A 22,430-nucleotide genomic window follows, 5' to 3' on the forward strand; every position below is an offset into this window, starting at 1 on the left:
ATTGGGCGGGCGCCGTCGTCACCGCGATCGACAGCGTCGGCCGGACTCGATCGGATCGTCAGGAGGTCGACGGGTGTCCTCCGAACTTCAGGCGTTGGCGCGATTCCCTCTGGCTATCCGCTGTTGCGTAGCGCCGTGGCGAGGCCGTTCATTGTCAGTAGGATGCCGTGGCGCACCTGGTCGGTGTCCTCTCCGGCGCGGAAGCGCTGGAGCAATTCGACCTGCAGCGTATTGAGCGGCTCGAGGTACGGGAACCGGTTGTGCACCGATCGCTCGAGTGCCGGGTTGTCCGCGAGCAGTGAGGTGTGCCCTGTGATCGTCAGGTACGCGTCGACGGTGCGCTCGTGTTCGGTGGTGATCTTTCCGAACACCCTTTCGCGCAGGTCGGGGTCGCGTACAAGGTCCGCGTAGCGGGCAGCGAGGCCGAGGTCGGACTTTGCGAGGACCTGTGCCATGTTCGACAGCACCGACCGGAAGAACGGCCACCGCTGGTACAGCTTCTGGAGTGTGGCGAGCCGGTCCGGATTGCCGCCGATCCAGGTGTGCACGGCACTGCCGGTGCCGTACCAGCCCGGGAGCATGACGCGGCACTGTGTCCACGCCAGCACCCAGGGGATCGCCCGTAAGTCCGTGATCGAGTTCGTCGGCTTGCGTGAGGTCGGGCGCGATCCGATGTTCAGGGCACCGATCTCGGCGACCGGCGTCGACGTCGTGAAGTACTCGACGAACCCTGGGGTTCCGTGCACGAGGTCCGTGTAGGCGGTCCGTGCGAGAGCGGCGAGCTCGTCCAGCACGCTGTACGCGGATTCGGCGTCGTCGCGCAGGCCCTCGACGTCGATCAGGCTCGATTCGAGCGTCGCGGCGACGAGGGCCTCGAGGTTGCGGCGCGCGAGGGTGGGTTCGCGGTACTTCGCGGCGATGACCTCGCCTTGTTCGGTCAGGCGCAGCGAGCCCTGGACCGCGCCGGGTGGTTGCGCGAGGATCGCGTCGTAGCTGGGTCCGCCGCCGCGGCCGACGGTGCCGCCGCGGCCGTGGAACAGGCGCAGCCGGATGCCGGCGTCGCGGGCGGTGTCGACGAGGTCGAGTTCCGCGCGGTACAGCGCCCAGTTCGCGGCGAGATACCCACCGTCTTTGTTGGAGTCCGAGTAGCCGAGCATGATTTCGACGAGACCGTTGCGGCAGTCGACGAGGCTGCGGAACTCCGGGACACTCAGCGCGGCAGAAAGTGTCGCGGCGCCGGCGCGCAAGTCGTCGATGGTCTCGAACAGGGGGACTACGTGCACGGAACTGTAGGGCAGATCAGAGTCGAGGTTGAGCAGGCCCACCTCTTTGAGCAGAACTTGGACCTCGAGCAGGTCGGAGACGGACGTACACATGCTGATGATGTAGTGCTGAATGGCGGCCGGACCGATGCGGCGGACGACCTCGGCGGCGGCGCGCAGGATCGACAGTTCCTTCGCGGTCTCCTCCGACAGGTGCGCGTCGGGTGTCGTGAGCGGGCGGCGGGTGCGCAACTCGGCGGTGAGGAGCGCTACCTTCTTCTCCTCGGGGAGGTCGCCGTAGCCATCGACGATGCCGGCCCACGAGAGCAGTTCGGCGACGACGCGTTCGTGGACCTCGGAATTTTGCCGCAGGTCGAGTGGGGCGAGGTGGAAACCGAAGACCTCGATTGCGTCGCGCAGGTGCGTGAGCCGGTGGTCGGCGATTGCGCCGCTACGCCCGCGGCGCAGGGACGCGTCGATGATGCCGAGGTCGGCGAGTAAGTGGGCGGGGGTTTCGTAGGCGGGCAGTCCTGATGCCAGGGTGTGCGGCAGGTCACCGACGGGCAGTAGGCGCGCCGCGGTGGCCGTGAGTCGCCCGCGGATTCCGTGGATTGCGCGGCGATACGGTTCGTCGGCACGGGCGGCGCCGTCGTCACCGGAGGCGTCGGCAAGTCCGCGGAGCTCGTCGGTGGTCGGGGTCCCTCGCATCGACATCGATAGTTCGCGTTCGAGTGCCGCGAGCTGGCTCAGGTGGTGGCCGACGGCCTTTGCGCATGCCTTGTCGCATGCGGCTGTGACGACGTCGGCGGTGACGTTCGGATTGCCGTCGCGGTCTCCGCCGATCCAGCTACCCGGTCGTACGATGGGTTCGGTGAGCACGGTGGCGTCGGGCCAGCGACTGCGCAGGGCGGCGCGGACCTGGGCGTTGAGCGTCGGGACGACGTCGAACAGGGCGAGATCGTAGTAGCGCAGGCCGTTGTCGATCTCGTCGCGAATCTGCAGTCGGGCCAGCCGGATCAGGGCGGTCTGCCACAGCGTGAGGATTTGGCGGTGCAGGTCCTTCTCGATCTGCGCGAGCTGCATCGAGTCGTTGGTGTACGCACGGCTGCGCATGAGTTCGGTAACGGCGGTCTGCACGTCGAAGACGGTGCGGCGGCGAGTTTCCGTGGGATGCGCAGTGATGACGGGCGCGACCAGGGCTGTCGCGAGCGCATCGCTGACGGTATCCGGGTGGAGGTCTGCGGAATCGAGTTTGGCGTAGGTCGCGGCGAGCGAGCTGTTCGGTGGCGGGTCGCCGGCGTGCACGTGCACCGAGCGTCGGCGTTCGCGGTGCAGATCCTCTGCGAGATTGGCCAACAAAGCGAAATGGCTGAAGGCTCGGATGACCGGGGTCAGATCGTCGGTGGGCACCGAGGCGAGGCGGTTGGCGAGATCTGCGCGTTCGATTTCCGAGCGGCGGATGCGGAGGCTCTCGACGCGGGCGGTCTCGACGAGGTCGAAGATCTCGTCGCCGGCCTGGTCGCGGACGATGTTGCCGAGGATGCCGCCAAGTAGGCGGATATCCTGTCGCAGGGGCTCGCTATCTTCCAGAGCGGGATCGGTGACTGTGTTCAATCGGTTTACCATCGCAGTTCCTCGTCGAAAGAGTCGTTCAGGCTGGGGCCTATCGGTCGTTCGTCACTGTCCGGCGCGGATCCGCTGCCCGTGGCGGTTCCGGACGAGTCGACATCGTCGGTTACCAGAAAATCAGTTCGATCGCTGCGCAATTGGAACCGAGGCCGTTAACATCGATCCGCTCAGCCGCGCACCGGATCGGTGTTTCGGATATCGGCCAACTCCTCGACCTCGCCTACGATCGCGATTGAGAATCGGCGCCGCAATTCAGGTGATGGCGCCCAGGCACAGTGTGTCCGGAGCAGTCGATGCACACCGCGCCAGGATCGGACCCACGGTCAGCGCCGCCGAACGGGACCGGTCCTGGTCGGCGGGCAGGCATTGACTACCAATGAGATTCGCGTGCAAGTTCACGATGCATCCATGCTTTCGCCTCCACCCGGACGGCTCTACAGCCTGCGACCCGGCTCATGCAATTCTGTCGACAACGATAGCACTCAGCGTGCTATCGATAGCAATCAGTAAATGTGTGGTTCCAGCCGTAGCGGGCTGATTTGCAGTGCAATGAGGCTCACGATGCACGAAGTTGACGACCTCTGCGGGTCGAATCAGTGCCCAGCTAGTGCGGATGGCAGCGAGTGGCCACGCGATCAGCCGGTCAGAGTGACGCCACCGACGAGGCATGGGAGGGTCGGCGCGCTGCCGCCTCGACCGAGAGGATGCGCAGAGGGCGAGGAGTCGACACGAGGGGTGTTGGCGCGCTCTGAGAAAGGCTAGGGTGCTATCGAATTCACGCCCCGAGATGACAGTCGCGGCCACCACGGCGCACAACGCGATGGCCGATCCGTCGAGATGCTCGAAGATCCGGTCAACGCATCCTCCGCCCCGAATTCGGGCACGGCCTCAGAGGTGGTGCCGGTGCTGCTCGGGATCGGGACCCTCAACTTCGTGGCAGATTGGCTATTCAGATATAACTATGAGTTGGTAAGTATTACGATGGGAATCGTGGGAGAGAATCAAGTTCGTCAACGCCGTGGGCGCGGCTCGACCGCGCCGAAGCAGGCCCCGGACGGCCAGTGGGCCGACTTCGCCGATCTTGTGCTCACCATTTCCCGGGAGATCAAGTTCGGTGATTACTCCAGCGAGGAGGCGGTGTCGCTCTCGCCGTCGGAAGGCGTCGTGATGCGCTACTTGCATCGCCACCCGGGATCGATACCGAGTCGGGTCGCGCATGCCTCGGGTTTGCAGCGCAGCAATCTCAGCACTGTGCTTCGCGGGCTGGAGGACCGGGGGCTCATCGAGCGGCGCAGCGGTGTGGACGACGCTCGTGAGGTGCAGATCTTTCCCACGGCTCGCGGGACGAGCAACTACGCGTTGGTGCGTACGGAGTGGGCCGAACTGGTCTCCGCGGCGGCCGGAGGCGACGCCGACCTGGATGCGGCCGTGGCGTTATTGCAAAGAGTTGAGGCCGGGCTCGTCCGGCTCCGGCAGGCCGGCGAGCAGGCTTCCTGACCCCCGCAACTCCGCAACGGGCCGCGGCCGCAGGCTCTCGCCGCGGCCGTGGCACATGGTGCTCGCTCAGTGCGCCGGTTGCTGGACCGCGTTGTTGAACCGGGCAGTGCGCACAAAGGCCAGGGCCACAATGGCAGCCACTGGCAGTAGCGTCACTTGCCACAAGCCCGCCTGACGCCAGCCGAAACTGTCCACGAGAGCGGCGAAGAGCAGACCGGAGAACCCGGCGGCCATGTAGTAGCTGGTGATGAACAGTCCGGCGCCGCGTCCGACCTGACTCGGCCGCACCGCTCGCTGCATCGCACTATTGCTGTTGGGGAAGACGAAGCCGGTGCCGAAGACGCCCATCAGGAAGGCGAACAGGCACTGCCAGCCGAGTGTGGCCTGCACCTGGTAGATGAGAATGCCGATCACCGAAATCGCCAGATGGCTGCCGATCAGCAGTGCGCGCTGATTGACCCGGTCGCCGAGCCAGCCACCGAGCAGGCCGGCGACACCGCCGAGGCCCACCAAGCTCATGGCGAGCGCGGACTGTGCGGTGCTGAAGTGCAGTTCGCTGATCAGAAACGTCGGGTAGAGACCGAGAAATCCATAGAGGACCATGCCGCCGATCGCCGAGCTGATCCCCAGCGCGGCGGTGTTGCGGTTGTACGGCGACGCGGGCATGTAGTCGAAGGTCGCGGTGCTCACCGAGGTTTCGACGGCGCGTTCGGTCATTCGACGGCTGAGCGTGAACGCGGCGATCAGCGCGACCGCCAGTCCGGACAGCCCGAACACGACGAAGGGCGCCCGCCAGCTGCCGAAACCGGTGGCCATACTGACGCCGAGGAGCGGGCCCAGGAAAACCCCCGCCCCGAACGCGACGCCGATGCCGCCGAGCGCGAGTCCACGTCGGTGGTGGAAGTACGCCCCGACCGCCGCGAACAAGGCAGCGGCCTGCATGCCCTCGCCGAAGCCGGAGATGATCCTGTACGCCGACATCTCGCCGAAGCTGGACGCGAGTGGAACCGCCAGCGTGCCGAGGGAGTAGATCACGATGCTGACCAGCAGCACGGTCTTGCGGGAGAAGCGGTCCACCAGGTATCCGGCCGGTAGTCCTGCCAGTGCCATGCCCAGTGTGAAACCGGTGGCGAGCAATCCGCCTTGCTGCAAGCTGAACCCGTACTCCGTGCGTATGGTCGGAAGAAGTGGGGCGAACACTTGCCGATCCATGGCGTTGACCATGAACGACACCGCCATCACCAGGAACCCCGTCGCGACGACGAGCTTGGGCACGGGGGCCTGGAGAAGTGCCGCCTTGTCACGGGCAAGGACCTTGCCTGCGTTAGCGGGCGCCGCATTGGCCATGGATGTCTCCTTCGGAAAATAGCCGCGGTGACCGCGGCTGGCGAGAGCGAGCGAGAAGGGCAACGAAACGCCCATGGGGCGGCTTTCCCAGACCCGGTGCCGGGGCCTCTCCGACTCGGTCGGCCCCAGTCTGTGACGTACATTACTTCTCGTGCGTGCTAACGATAGCACCCTGGGATGACCCGTCAAGGGTGTCTTGGTGGCGTGAATCGATAACCACGGCTGTCCGCCTGAAGACGGTCCTGCTGGGGCGCTGGCTCAATCGGCCGTCGGATCCTCGGCCGGAGCACAAGGGTCGGCCGGTCGGTCGGCTCTACTGCGGCCACGTGACTGCATGAAGTGCGATCGCTAGCATAGAATTTTTACAAAGAGACTTTGGAGGGCGGGGAGCTTGTGATCACCACCAGGGATATCGCCGAACGCTTGCAGCTGTCTGTGTCGACGGTGGGACGGGCGCTGTCCGACGACGATCGGATCAGCGAGCCGACCAAGGTCCGGGTTCGTCAGGCAGCCGCCGAGATGGGATACGTGGGCAACCGGGCCGCACGGATGATGCGCGGCGCCTCCAGCAACGTGGTCGGGCTGGTGATTCCCGACATCCGCAACAGCTTCTACTCCACCATCGCGCACGAGCTGTCGAAGAACATCGAGGCGCAGGGCTTCCAGCTCATGCTGTCGGAGACCGATGACGACCGGATGGTGGAGCTGCGCCATCTGCGTGAGCTGTCCACGAGCAGGGTGGCCGGCGTCATCATCGTGCCGACCGCGCGGCCGCGCAGCGAATCGGTCAAACTGCTCCGAACCATCCCGCACGTGCAATTGCTGCGCAAACACTCGTCGCTCGGGTCGCAGTGGTTCGGTGTGGACGACTTCGAGGCGCTGCGGCAGGCCACCGCTCACCTTGTCGACCAGGGGCACACCCGCATCGGCTACGTCGGCGGCCCGGCCGAGCTGCCCACCGGTGCGGAGCGTCTGAAGGGTTTTCGTAGCGCGCTCGCGGACGGTGGCCTACCCGACGAAGCTGCACAAATCGAACTGGGACGGCCGTCCTCGATCGAAGAGGGCCGGCGGGCGGTGCAGCGACTGTTGGAGGGTCCGTCCGTCCCCACCGCGATCGTGCTCGGATCGGTTCAGCTCACCCTGGGCGTATTGGGGGAGCTGTCCCGAATGGGCGTCAAGGTGCCCGAGGATCTGTCCGTCGTCGGATTCGGTGACGAACCGGGATTCTCTTGGTGGGGGCCCGGACTCACCACGATGAGCCTGCCGATCCAGGAAATGGCGACTGGCTGCGGACTGTGGCTGATGCGCCGGTTGACCACCAATCCGAACGACGACAGCGCCTACGCGTCGGTGTCACCGGGTTCGTTGATCCTGCGCGGTAGCACCGCACCTCCTGCGCACACGCGAAGCAAACCGCGCCGGAAGGCGTAACCGAACGCCGCGTCGCTCAACGCCGCTCGAACTACTTCGGGATTCTGCGACGCACGCCGCGGTCGTCCCTTCGCGTCGGACCGTGCACGGGGCCGGTCCTCGAACTTCCCGCGGCCACCCCGTCGGCCGTCCTCCCACTCCGAACTGTGGCCGGCCGCACACCTTGACGGTTATGTGACGATAGTTATATTCTCTGAATTGTTCGGGCTCGGAGAAATCGGGAATTAAGCACCCCGCGACCGCTGACAAACAGCAGTGCTATCGATTGCACTGCGCTGTATGCAGCTTCCGCCCCGGATTCGGGCCTGCCGGAACGGCCTGCCTTCCAACATCAGAGATGTCTACCCGCGAAAACCCTCGGAAGAGCGAAAGTCGTTTCGCTACATGGGTAGCCGGTAACAACCAAGCAAGGGAGCCCCCCCGTGACCACAGTGTCGGACCCCACCCCGAAGCAGAAAACCGACGACGACGTGCTCGGCCGCGTCCGCGCACTCCTTCCCGACATCGTGACAGCCGCCGCCGACGGTGAGGACGCCCGGGCCGTGCCCCCACGGATCATCACGGGCCTCCGTGAGGCCGGTGCGTTCAGAATGGCCTTGCCCAGGGCATGGGGTGGCGCGGAACTCGGAATGCTGGACAGTGCGGCGGTGGTGCGCGAGGTCGCGCGGGCGGACACTTCGACCGGCTGGACGGTACAGGCCGCCTCGATGGCCTGGTTCTTCCTCCGGGGACTGCCCCAGGACACGCTCGAAGACGAGGTGTTCGTGGGTGGCGCCGACCTGATGCTCCGCGGCGCGATAGCTCCGAAGGGCCGCGCGACGCCGGTGCCGGGCGGCTACCGCATCACGGGTCGCTGGCCCCTGGCCAGCGGCCCCTTCACCCCGGACTGGATGCTCGCCGGCTTCATGGTCGAGGGTGCGGGCCCATTGCCGGACGGTCGCCCGGACATGCGGGTTGCGCTGATCCGTCCCGAGCAGGTCACCTTCCTCGACACCTGGGATGCCGTGGGTCTGCGTGCCACGCAGAGCAACGACTTCACGATGGACGATGTGTTCGTGCCCGAGCAGTACACAGGCTCCCCGTTCGGCTCGAACAACATTCCCGCTCCTCTCTTCGACCTGCCGTACTCGCCCACCGGCGCCTCACACGACGCGGTCATTCTCGGTGCTCTGGACGGCGCGCTCGACGATCTCGCCGAGATTGCCGCCAGCAAACGGCCCGCGTTCAACCCGACCATGCTGCTCGGGCAGGACCCGGTGTTCCAGGAGAAGTTCGCAGAACTGCAGCTGCGTGCGGCTGCACTGGCGGCCCTGTCGCAGCGCACCACCGAGACCGTCATGAACCGGACGCTCGCGGGGCAGGCGCCCACGGCGACCGAGTGGTTCAGCTACACCGGCGGCACCCAGCACATCCACCACGAAGGCATCCGGCTCCTCAACGAGATCATGACCCTGTCCGGCAGCTCCGGCCTCTACAACGCAAGCTCGCTGCAGCGCCGCTGGCGCGACATTCGCTGCGTCTCCCAGCACGTTGTCGGCAACAACGGCGCCCTGCGCGCCCTGGGGGCCGCCCTCTCCGGGCAGAGCTGACCGGGATCACGTCCCCACCGAACAGGAGGCAGTAATGCACACAACTTCCGCGGCCCGCTCGCCCATCGGGATTCACCCCGCCGGGCACCGTGAATCCCTTTACCCCCACAGAGCAGGTGATCCACGATGAACCGACTCGACGAGACGCCGACGGACTCGCTGGTGCTCCGCCGAGCACTGGCCTGCTTCCCCTCCGGGGTGACGGCAGTTTGTGCTCTCGAGTCGGGCGCTCCGATCGGCATGGTGGCGAGTACGTTCACCCCGGTCTCCCTGGAGCCCTCACTGGTGTCGGTCTGCGTGCAGGACACGTCCAAGACCTGGCCGAGGCTGCGCGTTCAGCGACGTCTGGGCGTGAGTGTGCTCGCCGAGGAGCAGGACGTGATCTGTCGGTCGCTGGCCAGTAAGGACCGCGAGCGTTTCGAGGGCGTCGACTGGACCGCCGACGGGGAAGGCGGGGTGTACATCCACGGTGCCAGCCTCTGGCTCGACTGCTCGATCCACGCCGAACTCCCCGGAGGCGACCACACGATCGTTCTGCTGCAGATCCATGGCCTCCAGGCCGATTCCGATCGAGACCCACTGGTGTTCCACGGCAGCAGATTTCGACGCTTTGCCGTCTCCTAGACCTGGCGTCGACTCTTCCACCACGGCGTTGCCGCGCATGGACCGCGGAGGGGCCGTTACTCGCGCACGACCTGTCGCGCGAGACTCCACTCGCATCGAGGTGAGGCACACATCATGCACAGCACCGACCAGTCGCTGAGCGTCGACCGCACAGGCGCCCGCACACCCGCCCGCGGAATCTCACGGTACGCGTGGTTTTCCCTCCTGTTTCTCTGGTTGATCTACGCGCTCAACGCCAACTCCCGGCAGATGATCTTCTACGTACTGCCCTCGATCACCGACGAGTTCAACACCAGCCCCACCGAACTCGGAATGATCACCGGAGCGGTCACCGCCGCGACGGCGCTGATAGCAATCCCCACGATGCTGTGGGTCGACCGCGGCGGCCGCGGCTGGAAACGCAAGTACCGGCACCTGCCCATCGTGATCGGCTACGCGCTGTTCACCTTCCTCACCGGCTTCGACATGCTCACCATCACCCTGGGAGGACTGCTCGTCCTTCAGTTGATCTCGCATGCGATCGCCGGCGCGGGTGAGTCCGTCGAGGTCACCTCCGCGGCGGAGTGGTGGCCCCGCGAGCGCCGTGGATTCGCGCTCGGGATACACCACACCGGGTTTCCCTGGGGCACCCTGATCGGCGGCATCATCGTCGCCGCTCTCCTCGGCGCCTACGGCGCGTCGAACTGGCGACTGCCATTCCTGCTCTTCCCGATCCCGGTCATCGTGGTCTTCGCCGGATACTGGTGGTTCGCGACGAAGCAGCGGTACGCGGCGCTCGTCGATCACCTCGACGCGGCCGGTGAGACCAAGCCGGTCGACACCGACCAGATCGAGCACACGACTGCGACCACGGGTGCGCTGATGCAGTGCCTGCGCAACCCGAACATCAGCGTGATCGCGGGAATCGGGCTGTTCGCGACCATCGGCTACATCGGACTGAGCTTCTGGTTGCCGCAATACCTGGCTTTCGTGGCCCAGTACGATTTCGCGAAAGCCGCCGCGTTCAGCGTCGTCTTCACCATCACCGGTGGCCTCGGCATGATCGGCTGGGGCTGGATCTCCGACCGACTCGGGCGCAAGCTGTCCCTGATCATCGTGTTCCTTTGGCTGGCAGTGGGTTTCTTCCTGTTCCAGAACGCGTCATTGAGTGTGGGGTGGCTCATCGGTGTCCAGCTGTTCACCGGCCTGGCGATCAACGCTCCCTACACCTTGGTATATGCGATCGCGATCGATTCCGCCAAGCCGAGCACCACCGGCGTGGCCAGCTCGATCGTCAACGTCGGTCTCGCACTCGGCGGCGGCGCCGGTCCACTTCTCGTCGGAGTGCTCATCGGCCTGGGGGGCGGCTTCACCAACGTGGGCGGCTACACCGCGGCACTCTATGTCCTTACCGCGCTGATGGTGCTCGCCGCGATTCTCACCGCCCTGTTCACCCGCGAAACGACCGGATGGTTCCAACGGCGCGACCGAGCGCTCGTTGCCGCACGGTCGTGCGTCCCGGCAGGCGAGGAAGCGTAAACCATACCCACGCACTGATAACCGAGGTGACGGGCGTGCCGGATCGCTCGCTCCGAACAGCCATGCCCACGAAGGTGCCCAGGAAATACCTTGCTTCAACGGGGTGATGGAACTATCGTTAACAGAATGCTATCGATAGCAAAGGTGGTTCTTTTCTCAGCCCGTCCCGGATGAGCCGGCCCCGAGGATCCGCTCCGCCTCCCACAGGCGAGGCCTCCCCGGACGGCGAACACCGGAAGATCCCCGATGCCGTCAACCGAAACAACGGTTCGGGACAGGGGAGGCAGCCCGCGGATACGCCGCACCCCTCTCAGGACCTTGATTACGCATCCGAAACACCGATTGGAGTACCACGCCCAATGTTGCCTCCCGTAAACCTCAGGCCGCCGTTCAACATCACCCGGTCCAGTCATATCCGGTTGACCGTCGCCGATCTCGCCGAAAGCCGGAACTTCTACACCAACGTGCTGGGCCTCGTCGTCACCGAAGAGGACGGTTCCGTCTGTTACCTGCGTGGTGTGCAGGAAGCCTGCCACCACAGCCTCGTCCTCGAGCAGGCACGCGACGGCGGCACGTGCCGGCGGCTCGGGTTCCGAGTGTTGTTCGACGACGACCTCGACGCCGCGTACGACTACTTCCGCGAGCGTGACCTTCCGGCCGAATGGGTCGAGGCGCCGCACCAGGGCAGGACGCTGCACGTGAGCGATCCGATCGGGACCCCGCTCGAGCTGTGCTCGACCATGGAGACGCGGCCCCGGATGCACATCCAGTTCGAGACGTTCAAGGGTGCCCACGCCCAACGGCTCGACCACTACCAGGTGCTGGCGCCGGACACCTACCAACTGTGTGCCTTCTACAGTGCACTGGGGTTCCGGAACTCGGAGTACCTCACCCACGGTGACACTCTCCTCGGCGCGTTCATGTATCGGAAGGGAACCTGCCTCGATCTCGCCATCGTCACCGGCGAAGGTCCCCGGATGCATCACTTCGCCTACACCGTCTCCGAGAGCCGCGACATCTTCACGGCGTGCGATTTCGCCGGCAACCTCGGCTACGGCGACTCGGTCGAACGCGGACCCGGTCGGCATGGGCCGGGCGGAATGCTCTTCGTCTACCTTCGTGATCCCGACGGGCATCGGGTCGAGGTGTTCAACAGTCACTACCAGACCATCGACATCGAGATCGAGCCGGTGCGCTGGGACGCGGCGTCGTTGAGCACCAATGCCCGATGGGGACTTCCTGCACTCGAGAAGTGGTACTTCGAAGCGTCGCCGTTCGACGACGTCGTGCAGAAGGCCCCCGAGACCCCGCAGAACCCGATGACACTCGAACGATTCCTGCTCGAGCAACGCTCGAACTGACCTCAGCACATCCAGGAGAAACCTCACATGACACGAATGCCTTATCTTTCTCGCGAGGACGCCACCCCCGACACCGCAGCGCTCTGGGATCGCGTCGAGGCGGAACGTAAGATGCCGACCGCCAACATCTTCCGCGCCCTGGCGAACGCACCGGTGCTGCTCGACGCGTTCCTGTCCTACGCCAACGCGCTCCGGGACGGGTCCGAACTCAGCCCGAAGCTGCGTGAGCTCGCGATCCTGACCGTGGGCCATGCCACCGGCTCGCGGTACGAGATCGCCCATCACCAGTCGCACGCCCTCAAGGCTGGGGTCACACCGGAGCAGTTGTCCGCCGTCCCCGACTTCGAGAACTCCGGCCTCTTCGACGAGACGGAACGTGCAGTAATGCGCATCGCGGAAGAGTCCACACTCAAGGTCGACGTCACCGAAACCCGTTGGGCCGAAGCGGCCACCCACCTCGACGACACGCAGATGGTCGAGCTCGCCCTGACCATCGCCTGGTACAACTCCGGCGTCCGCATCATGGGGATGCTCGACATCGACCTCGAAGACAGCTACCTGCCCTAAGCCATCCATCCGGACGGGTAAACCCGCGGGCCGGGCTGCAATTGCAGGTCAAAGCCTTACAACAGATTTGAACAATGAAGGAGCAGATGAAATGGCGTTGATGCGCGCAGCCCGGCTGCATGCGATCGGCGAGCCGATGTCGATCGACGAGATCGAGGTGCCGAAGCCCCGTCCGACGGATGTCCTGGTGCGGGTGAAGGCCTGTGGAATCGTGCCCAACATGGCCAACGTGATCCACAACTGGCCGACATGGTTCCCCCAGCAGCCGCTGGCCAGATTTCCCGCCATCTTCGGTCTGGATGCCGCGGGCGTCGTGGAAGAGGTCGGCGAGGCGGTAATCGGGATCAGGCCGGGTACGCGGGTATACGTCAGTCCTCTGCGCTCGTGTGGGAGTTGCTACTCCTGCCGCGGCGGCCAGTACAGCCGGTGTCGCTACTACACGCTCAACGGCTACTTCAGCACCTCACCCGACGGACAGCGGATCTTCGACCTCTATCCTTACGGCGGGTTCGCCGAATTCATGACCGCTCCTCAGCATTCGCTGGTGACGCTTCCGGACAACATCTCCTTCGAGCAGGCAGGCAGGTTCGGTTACATCGGCACCTCCTACGGCGCCCTACGCCTGGCCGACGCGGGACCCGGCACGGTGGGCCTGATCGACGGCATCACCGGAACCCTCGGCGTTGCGGCAACCGTGCTCTCGCTGGCCATGGGAGTGTCGAAGGTGCTCGGCACCGGTCGGGACGAGGAACTGCTGCACCGCGTCAAATCGCTCGCGCCCAAACGCATCGAGGTCCTCAAGCTCGGCGACAAACCGTCGGGGGAGTGGGCGAAGGCATCGACCGACGGCGAGGGCGCCGATTTCGTGATCAGCGCGCTCGGCGCCCGGGCCTCCGCGGAGACGATGTTGGACTCGATGTACGGCGTCCGCCGCGGTGGGAAGGTGGTCAACGTCGGCGGGGTGGCCGACAAGGTGCCGGTGGACATGAAATGGCTGATGGACGAGCAGGTACAGCTCATCGGCTCGAATTGGTTCACCACCGCGCAGGGTCAGGAACTCGCCAACATGGTCGAGACGGGCACCCTCGACCTTTCCTACCTCGAGCACGAAAGGTTCCCACTGACGGAGGTCAATCGCGCGATCTCCGGGTTGAAGGATCGCCGCGGCGGTTTCAGCAACTACGTCGTCATCCCCTGAACAAATCGAGTCGGGGGCGGTGGCCGTGTCCACTCGTGGGCACGGCCACCGCCGCAATGCCACCGCCAGGGAGTAAAACTATGCACCCAACGCTGCAGGTCATTATCGCGAGCACGCGTCCGGGACGCGCCGGCAAACCCATCGGCGACTGGTTTGCCGAACAGTGTCGTGTCGACGGGCGCTTCGATGTCGAGGTCACCGACCTCGCAGAACTGGCACTGCCACTCATGGATGAACCGCACCATCCACGAGCGCGAGAATACGTTCACGACCACACGCGCTCATGGAGTAGAACGATCGAATCCTCGGATGCCCTGGTGTTCGTGATGCCGGAGTACAACCACGGTTACCCGGCCGCACTGAAAAACGCACTCGACTACCTGTACGAGGAGTGGGCCTACAAACCGGTCGGCTTCGTGAGCTACGGGGGTATTTCGGCGGGGACCAGGGCGGTGCAGTTGCTCAAACCAGTCCTGACCTGCCTTCGAATGCTGCCCCTGACGGACCAGGTCGCCCTCGCGCATTTCACGCAGTTTCTGACAGACGGGGTGTTCGCCCCGGACCACAGAGCCGCCGCAGCGTGTGCAGTAATGCTCGACGAGCTGTCCCACACCACCGGCGAGCTCGCGCGACTTCGCTTACCGAGCGCAGCAAGCTAGACCGAGGACCCCTCGGCGAGTGTTCTCGCCATGCAGCGACGGCCAACGCCCCGTCCTGGGCTCAACGGAATCGCGTTGAGCTAGTCAGGACCGCTGTTCCTGCTCCACGACCCAGGCAGCGATCTGTGCACGCGAGGCGAATCCGAGTTTCGTGAGGATGTGCTCCACGTGCCCCTGCGCGGTGCGTTGCGATATCACCAGATGGGCGGCGATCGCCTTGTTCGTCAGGCCCTGGGCGACTAGGTCTGCTACCTGTTGTTCGCGTCTGGTGAGGGGTGATGGGACGTCGGAGCGTGGCTTCGCGATCGGGGATTCTTCACCGAGTGCGTAGGCGATTGCTTCAGCGGTGCCCAAGCTTCGGCCGTCGCTGCGTGCGGCGTCGAAGGCGCGCTGGCCGAGCGCGCGGAGAACTTGTTGCTCGCACTGCTCGTGGTAGGTGCGCGTGTTCCGAACCATGACCGTGGGACTCCCGACGGTATGCCGCAGTAAGTCCGCGGCGCCGAGAAGTACGCCCGCGCGTTGGGAGTGCTTGTTGTCTGCAGCGATCCAGGCCAGTATCTCGAGGCACCAGGCAGTAGCGAGCGGGTCGTCCACGAGACGTGCGAGGTGCAGGCTTTCCTCGAGTAAGGTTGTCGCTCGTCCCAGCTCGCCCTGTCGCCACACCGCGAGCGCCATAGTCCACTGGAAGTACGACCGGTACGAGACCTCGCCGTGCGACTGTGTGATCGCCATTGCCTCCTCGCAGTAGGATATGGCCTGTCGGGTGTCGACGTGGAGGGCGTGGGCCAATGCGAGTGCTCCCTGTGTTGAGATCTGCCACAGGAGATCTCCTTCTGCTTGGAACTGTCGCACGGCTTTCGTGAGGTGAGTGATCGCGCGGGAGAGCTCGCCGCCGAAGAGCGCTAAGCGCCCGTCGGCATACGCGACGAGCGCATACGCATGCGGATCATCCAACTGCTCGACCATCTCGCGGCACTCGTCGATCAGCTCCGCCGCTGCCTCGAAGTCGCCCTGCCTTCCCGCGAGCAAGCTGGCGGTGGACACGACTTTGACCCGGTCCGCAGTCGGCCGTCCATTCGCACTGCTCAGCGCGCGGTCGAGAGAACGCCTGCCTTCGCTGAGCAGGCCGCGGGAGAACCAAAACCAATAGAGTGCACCGGCGAGGCGTAGCCCGGCCCCGGACTCTCCGGGCTCAGTCACGCAGAACTCCAGTGCCTCACGCAGGTTTTGGCGCTCCCGTTCGAGGCGGGCGATCCACTCGAGTTGCCGGTCGCTGATCCACTCGGCTTCCGCCTGGAGGACCAAGTGCTGGTACCAATCGCGATGCCGTCGACGAATTGACACGTAGTCACTGGACTCTTGCAGCTTCTCCCGGCCATAGTCGCGCAGGGTCTCGAGCAATCGGTACCGCACCACAGCGCCCGGTTCTTCACGGATCAGAATCGACTTGTCGACAAGCGAGGCCACAACATCGAGCAGATCGTCTGCGGTCAGATCGCCTGAGTAGATGCCCTCCGCCGCATCCAGTTCGAAACCACCGGCAAACACAGACAACCGAGCCCACGCCTGTTGTTCGCTCGGGGTGCACAGCCCGTGGCTCCAGTCAATACACAACCGCAACGTCTGCTGCCGCGAAGGTGCACCCCGAGCGCCCAAGGACAGCAGCCGGTACCGGTCGGTCAAATGGTCCAGAATCTGCGCGGCGGACATCGCTCGCAACCTCGCCGCCGCCAACTCGATCGGCAGCGGCAAGCCATCGAGCTGCTGGCAGATCCGGATGACCGTAACCCGGTTGTCCGGGGTAAGCGCAAACGCCGGGACGGCGGCGGCAGCCCGTTCCACGAACAACGTCACCGCATCGTACTGGGGCAAAGCCTGGAGGTCAGGCTCGCGGTCCGGGTCGGGAACCCCCAGCGGCGGAACCCGAAGAGCCACTTCCCCGCCAACGGCCAGCCTCTCGCGGCTGGTAGCCAGAACCCGCAGTTCGGGACAGGCCCGCAGCAGTGCTTCGGCGAGGACCGCAACCGCATCCACCACCTGCTCACAGTTGTCCAGAATGAGCAGCAGGTGACGCGGCGCGACATGCTCCAGCACTATCTCCCGTGCCGGCCGCACCGACTGGTCCCGCAACCCGAGGGCGGCAGCCACCGCATCGGGCAGGAGCGACCCATCGCTCAGCCCGCCCAGCTCGACCAGCCACACACCGTCGGCGAACCCACGCCGTACTTCTCCAGCCACCCGCAACGCGAGACGCGTTTTACCCACACCACCGATCCCGGTCAACGTCACCAGGCGTGAGTCCGACAGCATCTTCTTCGTCTCGGTCAACTCCCGGCGGCGACCGACGAAACTGGTCAACTCGACGGGCAGGTTCCCCATCTTTCCCAGACGGGCGGGGGGAGGCACAACGTCACCTTCGGACGGCTCTGCCTGCCCAGAAGGTTCCCCGGCATCAGCCGACGTGCGCTGGGCGTTACCCGACAGGGGTTCGGTGGTCCGCGCACCGCCCGATAGGGTCCAGCCCCGCTCCCCGTCGCCTTGTTCGGCGTGGAGGGCCATCTCGTCGACCGGGAAACCGTTGCGGAATTGGACCTGCCGCAGTGCATCGCCCAACTCTGCGGCGGAGGCGGGGCGATCGCAGGGGTCGGCGGACATCGATCGTCCGACGACCTCGGACACATCGCCGGGGAGGCCGTGCTCCCGCAGATCCGGAGCAGGGTGGGTGGTGATCCGCAGGAATTGAGCGACGACTTGCTCACCACTGCGGCGTTCGAAAGCGGCGTGACCGGTGATGGCGCAGAACAGCGTCGCTCCGAGACTGTAGAGGTCCGACACGGGGCTCGGCGACTCGCCCTTGAGTACTTCGGGAGCAGTGAATGCCGGTGAACCGGTGACCGTGCCGGTGGCGGTCTCGAAGCCTCCCGCCACGTGGGCGATGCCGAAGTCGGTCAGCGCCGGCTCGCCGTAGTCGGTGAGCAGGATGTTCCCGGGTTTGACGTCTCGATGAAGGATGCCGAATCGGTGCGCGGTCTCGAGAGCGCCGGCCATCTTCACGCCGAGTCGAAGCGCGTCGTGCACCTCGAGCGGGCCCTGGTTGCGAATCCGGACCTCCAACGAATCCCGCGGACAGTAGGGCATCACGATGTAGGGGCGACCGCTGTTAGTGGCGCCGACCTGAAGCACGGTGATGATGTTCGGGTGCCCGGTCAGCAGACCCATCGCACGCTGCTCGCGGAAGAAGCGCGCCCGGTTCTCCTCGTCGAGGTCGGCGGTGAGGACCTTCACCGCCACGGTGCGATCCAGTGAAGTTTGCACACAGCGGTAGACGACACCGAATCCGCCGCGCCCGATCTCATACCCGTCCTCGAAGCCAGCCGCGCTCAGCTCGGCCCTGACCGCGGCAACCGCGGTCCGCTGTGTCTCGAGCGGGTCACCTGCGGCCATCGGTGTCAATCCCGCGTGGGCGTATCCGGGTCGGGCTCGTGTCCGGACGATTCGTCGGCCAGTGTTCGGGGATGCAGAGCGCGGACCGGCACGATTCGGGGTGTGACCATGACTCACCTCATGTGCTGTGCTGTGTCCTCAGGATATCCTGCCGCCGACGCGGGCCGGACTGGGCCCGGCGGGACGATCGGGTGCTCGCAGGGGGATGCAGCGTGCGGCACAACTCGCTGGTTGGGTCGAGCGGGCAGCGGCGCTCCGACTCGAGGGAGAAACGCGAAGCCCGTGTTGACACGGCGACGAGTCCTTTCTCTTCGCCGGAGTGTAGAGGCGGTGCCCGACCCCGGATGGGGAAATCTTCGTGCACTCGGATGGGGAAGGGCGCGTTTTCCGGAAGCGGTTCGAGCACCAGACGAAGGTGGCCAACCGAGCCATCCCGGTGATCATCCGCGGCATGCGGAAGACGTCGACGGTGGGGCAGGTCGGCTGACCACGGTCCAAAACCAGGTAGCACCCGGAAGCAGCGCGGTGGAGTGTATTTGTCTCCATCGCGAGATCTACGGTGTCGGATCCCATGTCTCGCTGAGGTAGAGCCTTGTTCTCTGACTCGGTGTACACGCGGTGTGCCAGGCGCAGCGACAAAACTCGCCACGGTCATTCAGTCGGCAGGCGCGCAAGTGTTATTGCGCGCGTTAGATATTGATCCTGTGCAACCTGGTGACGCTCGCTCATCTCGTTCTGTGCCGATGAAACGAAGAGCTTCTCATGACCGATCAGGGCGTCGTGGATCGTCCGACTCGACGGTGAGCGAGGTCCCCCTCGTCGATGCAGCCGAGAGAGAGCCGCCTGCCCGAGGCTCACGATCGCGCCAGCGCCGGGACCTCGATTACCATTCCGCGCACGCAGACCGCAGCGGTTCGCGGACTCGGGCGCATCCGTTGTCGTGGTCAAATGTCGAACGCCCGTCGCCCCTCTGCAAGCGACGCCCCGTTATCGGAACGCTGCCTCGCCCGTCAGTGCCTTGCCGATCACGAGCTGGTGCACCTCGGACGTGCCCTCGTAGGTGAGCACGGACTCGAGGTTGTTGGCGTGGCGGATCACGGGGTATTCCAGCGTGATTCCGTTGGCGCCGAGGATGGTGCGGCATTCGCGGGCGATGGCGATGGCCTCGCGGACGTTGTTCAGCTTGCCCGTGCTGACCTGCTCGGGGCGTGCCTCGCCGCGGTCCTTGAGACGTCCGAGGTGGTACGCGAGCAGGTGGCCCTTGCCGACCTCGAGGGCCATGTCGGCGATCTTGACCTGCGTGATCTGGTAGGCGGCGAGCGACTTGTCGAAGACCTGGCGGTCCTGCGCGTAGGAGATGGCGGATTCGAGGCAGTCGCGGGCGGCGCCCATCGCACCGAAGATGATGCCGAATCGGGCCTCGTTGAGGCAGCCGAGCGGACCGGACAGTCCCTTGGCCTCCGGCAGCATCGCGGATTCGGGCAGCCGGACGTCCTCGAGCACGAGCTCCGAGGTGACGGACGCCCGCAGCGACATCTTGTGCTTGATCTCGGGCGCCGAGAAGCCGGGGGTGTCGGTGGGCACGACGAATCCGCGGATGCCGTCGTCGGTGCGGGCCCACACGACGGCGACGTCGGCGACGGACCCGTTGGTGATCCACATCTTGGTGCCGTTGAGGATCCAGTCGTCGCCGTCCCGCTTGGCGCCCGTGCGCATGCCGGCGGGGTTGGAGCCGAAGTCGGGTTCGGTGAGGCCGAAGCAGCCGATCGCCTTGCCCGCGGCCATGCGGGGCAGCCATTCCTGCTTCTGGTCTTCGCTGCCGTAGTGGTGGATCGCGTACATGGCCAGCGAGCCCTGCACGGACACCAGACTGCGGATGCCGGAGTCGACGGCCTCGAGTTCCAGGCAGGCCAGGCCGTAGGCGGTGGCGCTCATGCCGGCGCAGCCGTAGCCCTCGAGGTGCATGCCGAGCACGCCGAGTTCGCCGAGCCCTTCGGCCAGTTCACGCACGGGCAGCGCCGCCGCCTCGAACCAGTCGCCGATGTGGGGCCGGATCTTCCCGTCCGCGAATCGGCGGACGGTGTCGCGGATCGCGATCTCCTCGGTGTCGAGCAGCGAGTCGAGGGCGAACAGCTGGGACAGGGACTGCGGGTCGGACATGGGGTTCCTTCACTCGGGCCGGGTGGCGCATTCGTTCGAACGATGCACGGACATTTGTTGATTGAAAGGGTGTGTGTCGTGGGACTTGGATTGCCTCACATCAGCTGTAGTCGTAGAAGCCCTTGCCACTCTTCTTGCCGAGCTGCCCGGCGTCCACCTTGCGCTCGAGCAGCGTCGGGGGCGCGTAGTGCGGCTCGGCGAACTCCGCGTACAGCGACTCCGCCGCGGCGAGGGTGATGTCGAGGCCGACGGTGTCGATCAGCGTCAGCGGGCCCATCGGGTAGCCGCAGCCGCCTTTCATGGCCTCGTCGATGTCCTCGGCGGTGGCGTACCCGGACTCGAGCATCCGGACCGCCGACGTGAGGTACGGGATGAGCAGCGCGTTCACGATGAAGCCCGCGCGGTCCCCGGCCCGCACCGTCTTCTTGCGCAGCGTGTTCTTCGCGTAGTCGGTGACCGCGAGGACGGTCTCCTCCGACGTGACCAGGCTGACCACGATCTCCACCAGCGGCATCACCGGCACCGGGTTGAAGAAGTGGACGCCCACGACCTGCCCGGGCCGCTGGGTGGCGTTGGCCATCTTGATCAGCGGGATGGACGACGTGTTGGACGCCAGGATGCCCGCCGGCTTCACGATCTTGTCGAGCTTGCCGAAGATGTCGACCTTGAGCGCCTCGATCTCCGGCGCCGCCTCGATCACGAGGTCGCGGTCCGCGAACTCCTCGATGTCGAGGGTGACCCGCACCCGGGCGAGTGCGGCGTCGGCGTCGGCCTGGTCGAGCTTGCCCGCCTTCACCCCGCGCGCCAGGGACTTCTCGATGCGGGCCTGCGCGGCCTCGGCGAATTCCGGCTTGGTCTCGAGGATGAGAACCGAGCTGCCGGCCTTGATGCATACCTCGGCGATGCCGGCACCCATGGTGCCGCCGCCGATCACGCCTACCAGTTCCACGTTTCTCCTTGTACGGCTGTGCGTCTCGGCGCTCACGACCTCCACCTCAGCGCCATCCGTAGCGCCACATCATCAATGGTTGTGGCGATCCTCAGGCGCTTGTGGTTTCGGTTCGGCAGGCCGGTGCGAGTGTTCGCGCCGGAGAGGTATCCACTTCGACGAGCGCATGGAGCGCCGCCGAGCATGCACCTCCTGATGTCGAAGGGATCCTGCGCCGGCACGGCGACCTGTCGTGGTGTTCCTCCATTCACGTTCCGTCGGATTCGGGGTGGTCGTCGATGATTTCCACCTGGAGGGACCCGAGCCCGTCGATCTCGCCGTCGAGTCGATCGCCGACCTTGGTCCAGGTGCCGGTGCTCAGGCCCACACCGGCGGGCGTCCCGGTGAGCACCACATCGCCGGGCTCGAGGGTGACATGCTCGCTGATCCGTGCGATGAGTTCCGGTACCGACCAGATCATGTCCTTCGTGTTGGCGTTCTGCCGGAGTTCACCGTTGAGGCGGAACCGCAGCTGCAGGTTGGTGTCGTCGACGAACCGTGCGGGCACGATGCCGGGACCCAGGGGGCAGCTGTCGTCGAACACCTTGCCGCCGAAGAGGTCGAACTTGACCAGATGCTTCGGGTGCCGCTGCCAGTCGCGGGCCGAGAGGTCGAGACCGATGGTGTAACCGGCGACGTAATCGCGGGCCTGTTCGACCGGAATCCGCCGGCCGCGTTTGCCGATCACGAACGCCAGCTCGAGTTCGTAGTCGAATTTGCTCGACTGGACCGGGTACCGCACGGACTTGCCCTGCCCGACCAGCGTCGTGGTGGGCGGTTTGAGGAAGAAGACCGGGATGTTGTCTTCTTTGGTGAAGCCGACGTGGCCGCCGTCCTGTGTCACGTGGTCGTAGTAGTTCGCGCCGGTGCAGATGACTTTGCCGGGGTATTGCAGCGGCGTCAGCCAGTCCTCGAGTCCGGGCGCATTGACGGGGGCGCACGTCAGGACACCGTCGGTCAGGTCGCCGGCGGCCCGCTGCAGGACCGGTTCAGCTGTGTTCCAGTGCGCGAATACCGTCATCAGACCGCCGGCGGGGTTGGGTGCGAGAACTTCCGGGGCGAGGTCGGTGATCCGGTACAGCTTGCCGTCCATGCTGAGAACTGGGATCGGCGTACCGTCGACGCGGATCGTCGCGAGGGAAAATGTCATCGGGTT

General features: G+C 65.5%; 16 protein-coding genes. 10 read left to right on the forward strand and 6 right to left on the reverse strand.

The features are described from left to right. Nucleotides 1-113: 113 nt before the first annotated feature. A complete protein-coding gene (gene ppc, locus JWS13_RS00920) occupies nt 114-2,888 on the reverse strand; it encodes a phosphoenolpyruvate carboxylase (RefSeq protein WP_206003957.1) in 2,775 nt (924 codons plus the stop codon). An 840-nt stretch (nt 2,889-3,728) separates the two neighbouring features. Between ppc and JWS13_RS00925 the strand changes: the two genes are divergently transcribed. After that, entirely contained in the window at nt 3,729-4,388 is a 660-nt protein-coding gene (locus JWS13_RS00925) for a MarR family winged helix-turn-helix transcriptional regulator (RefSeq protein WP_206003958.1), read from the forward strand. 66 nt (nt 4,389-4,454) lie between these two features. On the opposite strand, the gene JWS13_RS00930 is transcribed toward JWS13_RS00925, so the two are convergent. After that, on the reverse strand, nt 4,455-5,735 hold the full coding sequence (locus JWS13_RS00930) for an MFS transporter (RefSeq protein WP_206003959.1): 1,281 nt from the start codon (nt 5,733-5,735) through the stop codon (nt 4,455-4,457). Between the two features lie 393 nt (nt 5,736-6,128). Between JWS13_RS00930 and JWS13_RS00935 the strand changes: the two genes are divergently transcribed. The 8 genes from JWS13_RS00935 (at nt 6,129) to JWS13_RS00970 (ending at nt 14,682) form a co-directional block, all read left to right on the forward strand. After that, on the forward strand, nt 6,129-7,166 hold the full coding sequence (locus tag JWS13_RS00935; protein ID WP_206003960.1) for a LacI family DNA-binding transcriptional regulator: 1,038 nt from the start codon (nt 6,129-6,131) through the stop codon (nt 7,164-7,166). A 422-nt stretch (nt 7,167-7,588) separates the two neighbouring features. Then, the gene (locus JWS13_RS00940) at nt 7,589-8,755 is read left to right on the forward strand and encodes an acyl-CoA dehydrogenase family protein (protein WP_206003961.1); all 1,167 of its coding nucleotides are present in this window, start codon (nt 7,589-7,591) and stop codon (nt 8,753-8,755) included. Nucleotides 8,756-8,881: 126 nt separating this feature from the next. Then, nucleotides 8,882-9,379 (forward strand): flavin reductase family protein, encoded by a 498-nt coding sequence (locus JWS13_RS00945; RefSeq protein ID WP_206003962.1) that lies wholly within the window; start codon nt 8,882-8,884, stop codon nt 9,377-9,379. Between the two features lie 114 nt (nt 9,380-9,493). Further along, nucleotides 9,494-10,897, forward strand: coding sequence for an MFS transporter (locus JWS13_RS00950; protein WP_206003963.1), 1,404 nt, complete (start codon nt 9,494-9,496; stop codon nt 10,895-10,897). A 359-nt stretch (nt 10,898-11,256) separates the two neighbouring features. After that, entirely contained in the window at nt 11,257-12,258 is a 1,002-nt protein-coding gene (locus JWS13_RS00955) for a VOC family protein (protein WP_206003964.1), read from the forward strand. A 27-nt stretch (nt 12,259-12,285) separates the two neighbouring features. Beyond that, nucleotides 12,286-12,825: a carboxymuconolactone decarboxylase family protein gene (locus tag JWS13_RS00960; RefSeq protein WP_206003965.1), complete on the forward strand. Its 540-nt coding sequence runs from the start codon at nt 12,286-12,288 to the stop codon at nt 12,823-12,825. A gap of 100 nt (nt 12,826-12,925) precedes the next feature. Continuing rightward, entirely contained in the window at nt 12,926-14,023 is a 1,098-nt protein-coding gene (locus JWS13_RS00965) for an alcohol dehydrogenase catalytic domain-containing protein (protein ID WP_037204206.1), read from the forward strand. Nucleotides 14,024-14,103: 80 nt separating this feature from the next. Continuing rightward, nucleotides 14,104-14,682 (forward strand): NADPH-dependent FMN reductase, encoded by a 579-nt coding sequence (locus tag JWS13_RS00970; protein WP_206003966.1) that lies wholly within the window; start codon nt 14,104-14,106, stop codon nt 14,680-14,682. 84 nt (nt 14,683-14,766) lie between these two features. On the opposite strand, the gene JWS13_RS00975 is transcribed toward JWS13_RS00970, so the two are convergent. Next, a complete protein-coding gene (locus JWS13_RS00975) occupies nt 14,767-18,126 on the reverse strand; it encodes a protein kinase domain-containing protein (RefSeq protein ID WP_206003967.1) in 3,360 nt (1,119 codons plus the stop codon). A gap of 358 nt (nt 18,127-18,484) precedes the next feature. On the opposite strand from JWS13_RS00975, the gene JWS13_RS45885 reads away from it, so the two are divergent. Beyond that, complete coding sequence (locus JWS13_RS45885; RefSeq protein WP_259375195.1) at nt 18,485-18,613, forward strand: hypothetical protein; 129 nt, start codon at nt 18,485-18,487, stop codon at nt 18,611-18,613. A gap of 500 nt (nt 18,614-19,113) precedes the next feature. On the opposite strand, the gene JWS13_RS00980 is transcribed toward JWS13_RS45885, so the two are convergent. The 3 genes from JWS13_RS00980 to JWS13_RS00990 all read right to left on the reverse strand — a co-directional run bounded on the left by JWS13_RS00980 (nt 19,114) and on the right by JWS13_RS00990 (nt 22,424). Next, nucleotides 19,114-20,286 carry an acyl-CoA dehydrogenase family protein gene (locus JWS13_RS00980; protein ID WP_206003968.1) on the reverse strand — a complete coding sequence of 391 codons (1,173 nt, stop codon included), beginning with the start codon at nt 20,284-20,286 and terminating at the stop codon, nt 19,114-19,116. Between the two features lie 100 nt (nt 20,287-20,386). After that, nucleotides 20,387-21,235 (reverse strand): 3-hydroxybutyryl-CoA dehydrogenase, encoded by an 849-nt coding sequence (locus tag JWS13_RS00985; RefSeq protein WP_206003969.1) that lies wholly within the window; start codon nt 21,233-21,235, stop codon nt 20,387-20,389. Nucleotides 21,236-21,482: 247 nt separating this feature from the next. Then, nucleotides 21,483-22,424: a fumarylacetoacetate hydrolase family protein gene (locus JWS13_RS00990; RefSeq protein ID WP_206003970.1), complete on the reverse strand. Its 942-nt coding sequence runs from the start codon at nt 22,422-22,424 to the stop codon at nt 21,483-21,485. Nucleotides 22,425-22,430 lie beyond the last annotated feature (6 nt).

Origin of the sequence: Rhodococcus pseudokoreensis (assembly GCF_017068395.1) — a bacterium.
Classification (GTDB): domain Bacteria; phylum Actinomycetota; class Actinomycetes; order Mycobacteriales; family Mycobacteriaceae; genus Rhodococcus_F; species Rhodococcus_F pseudokoreensis.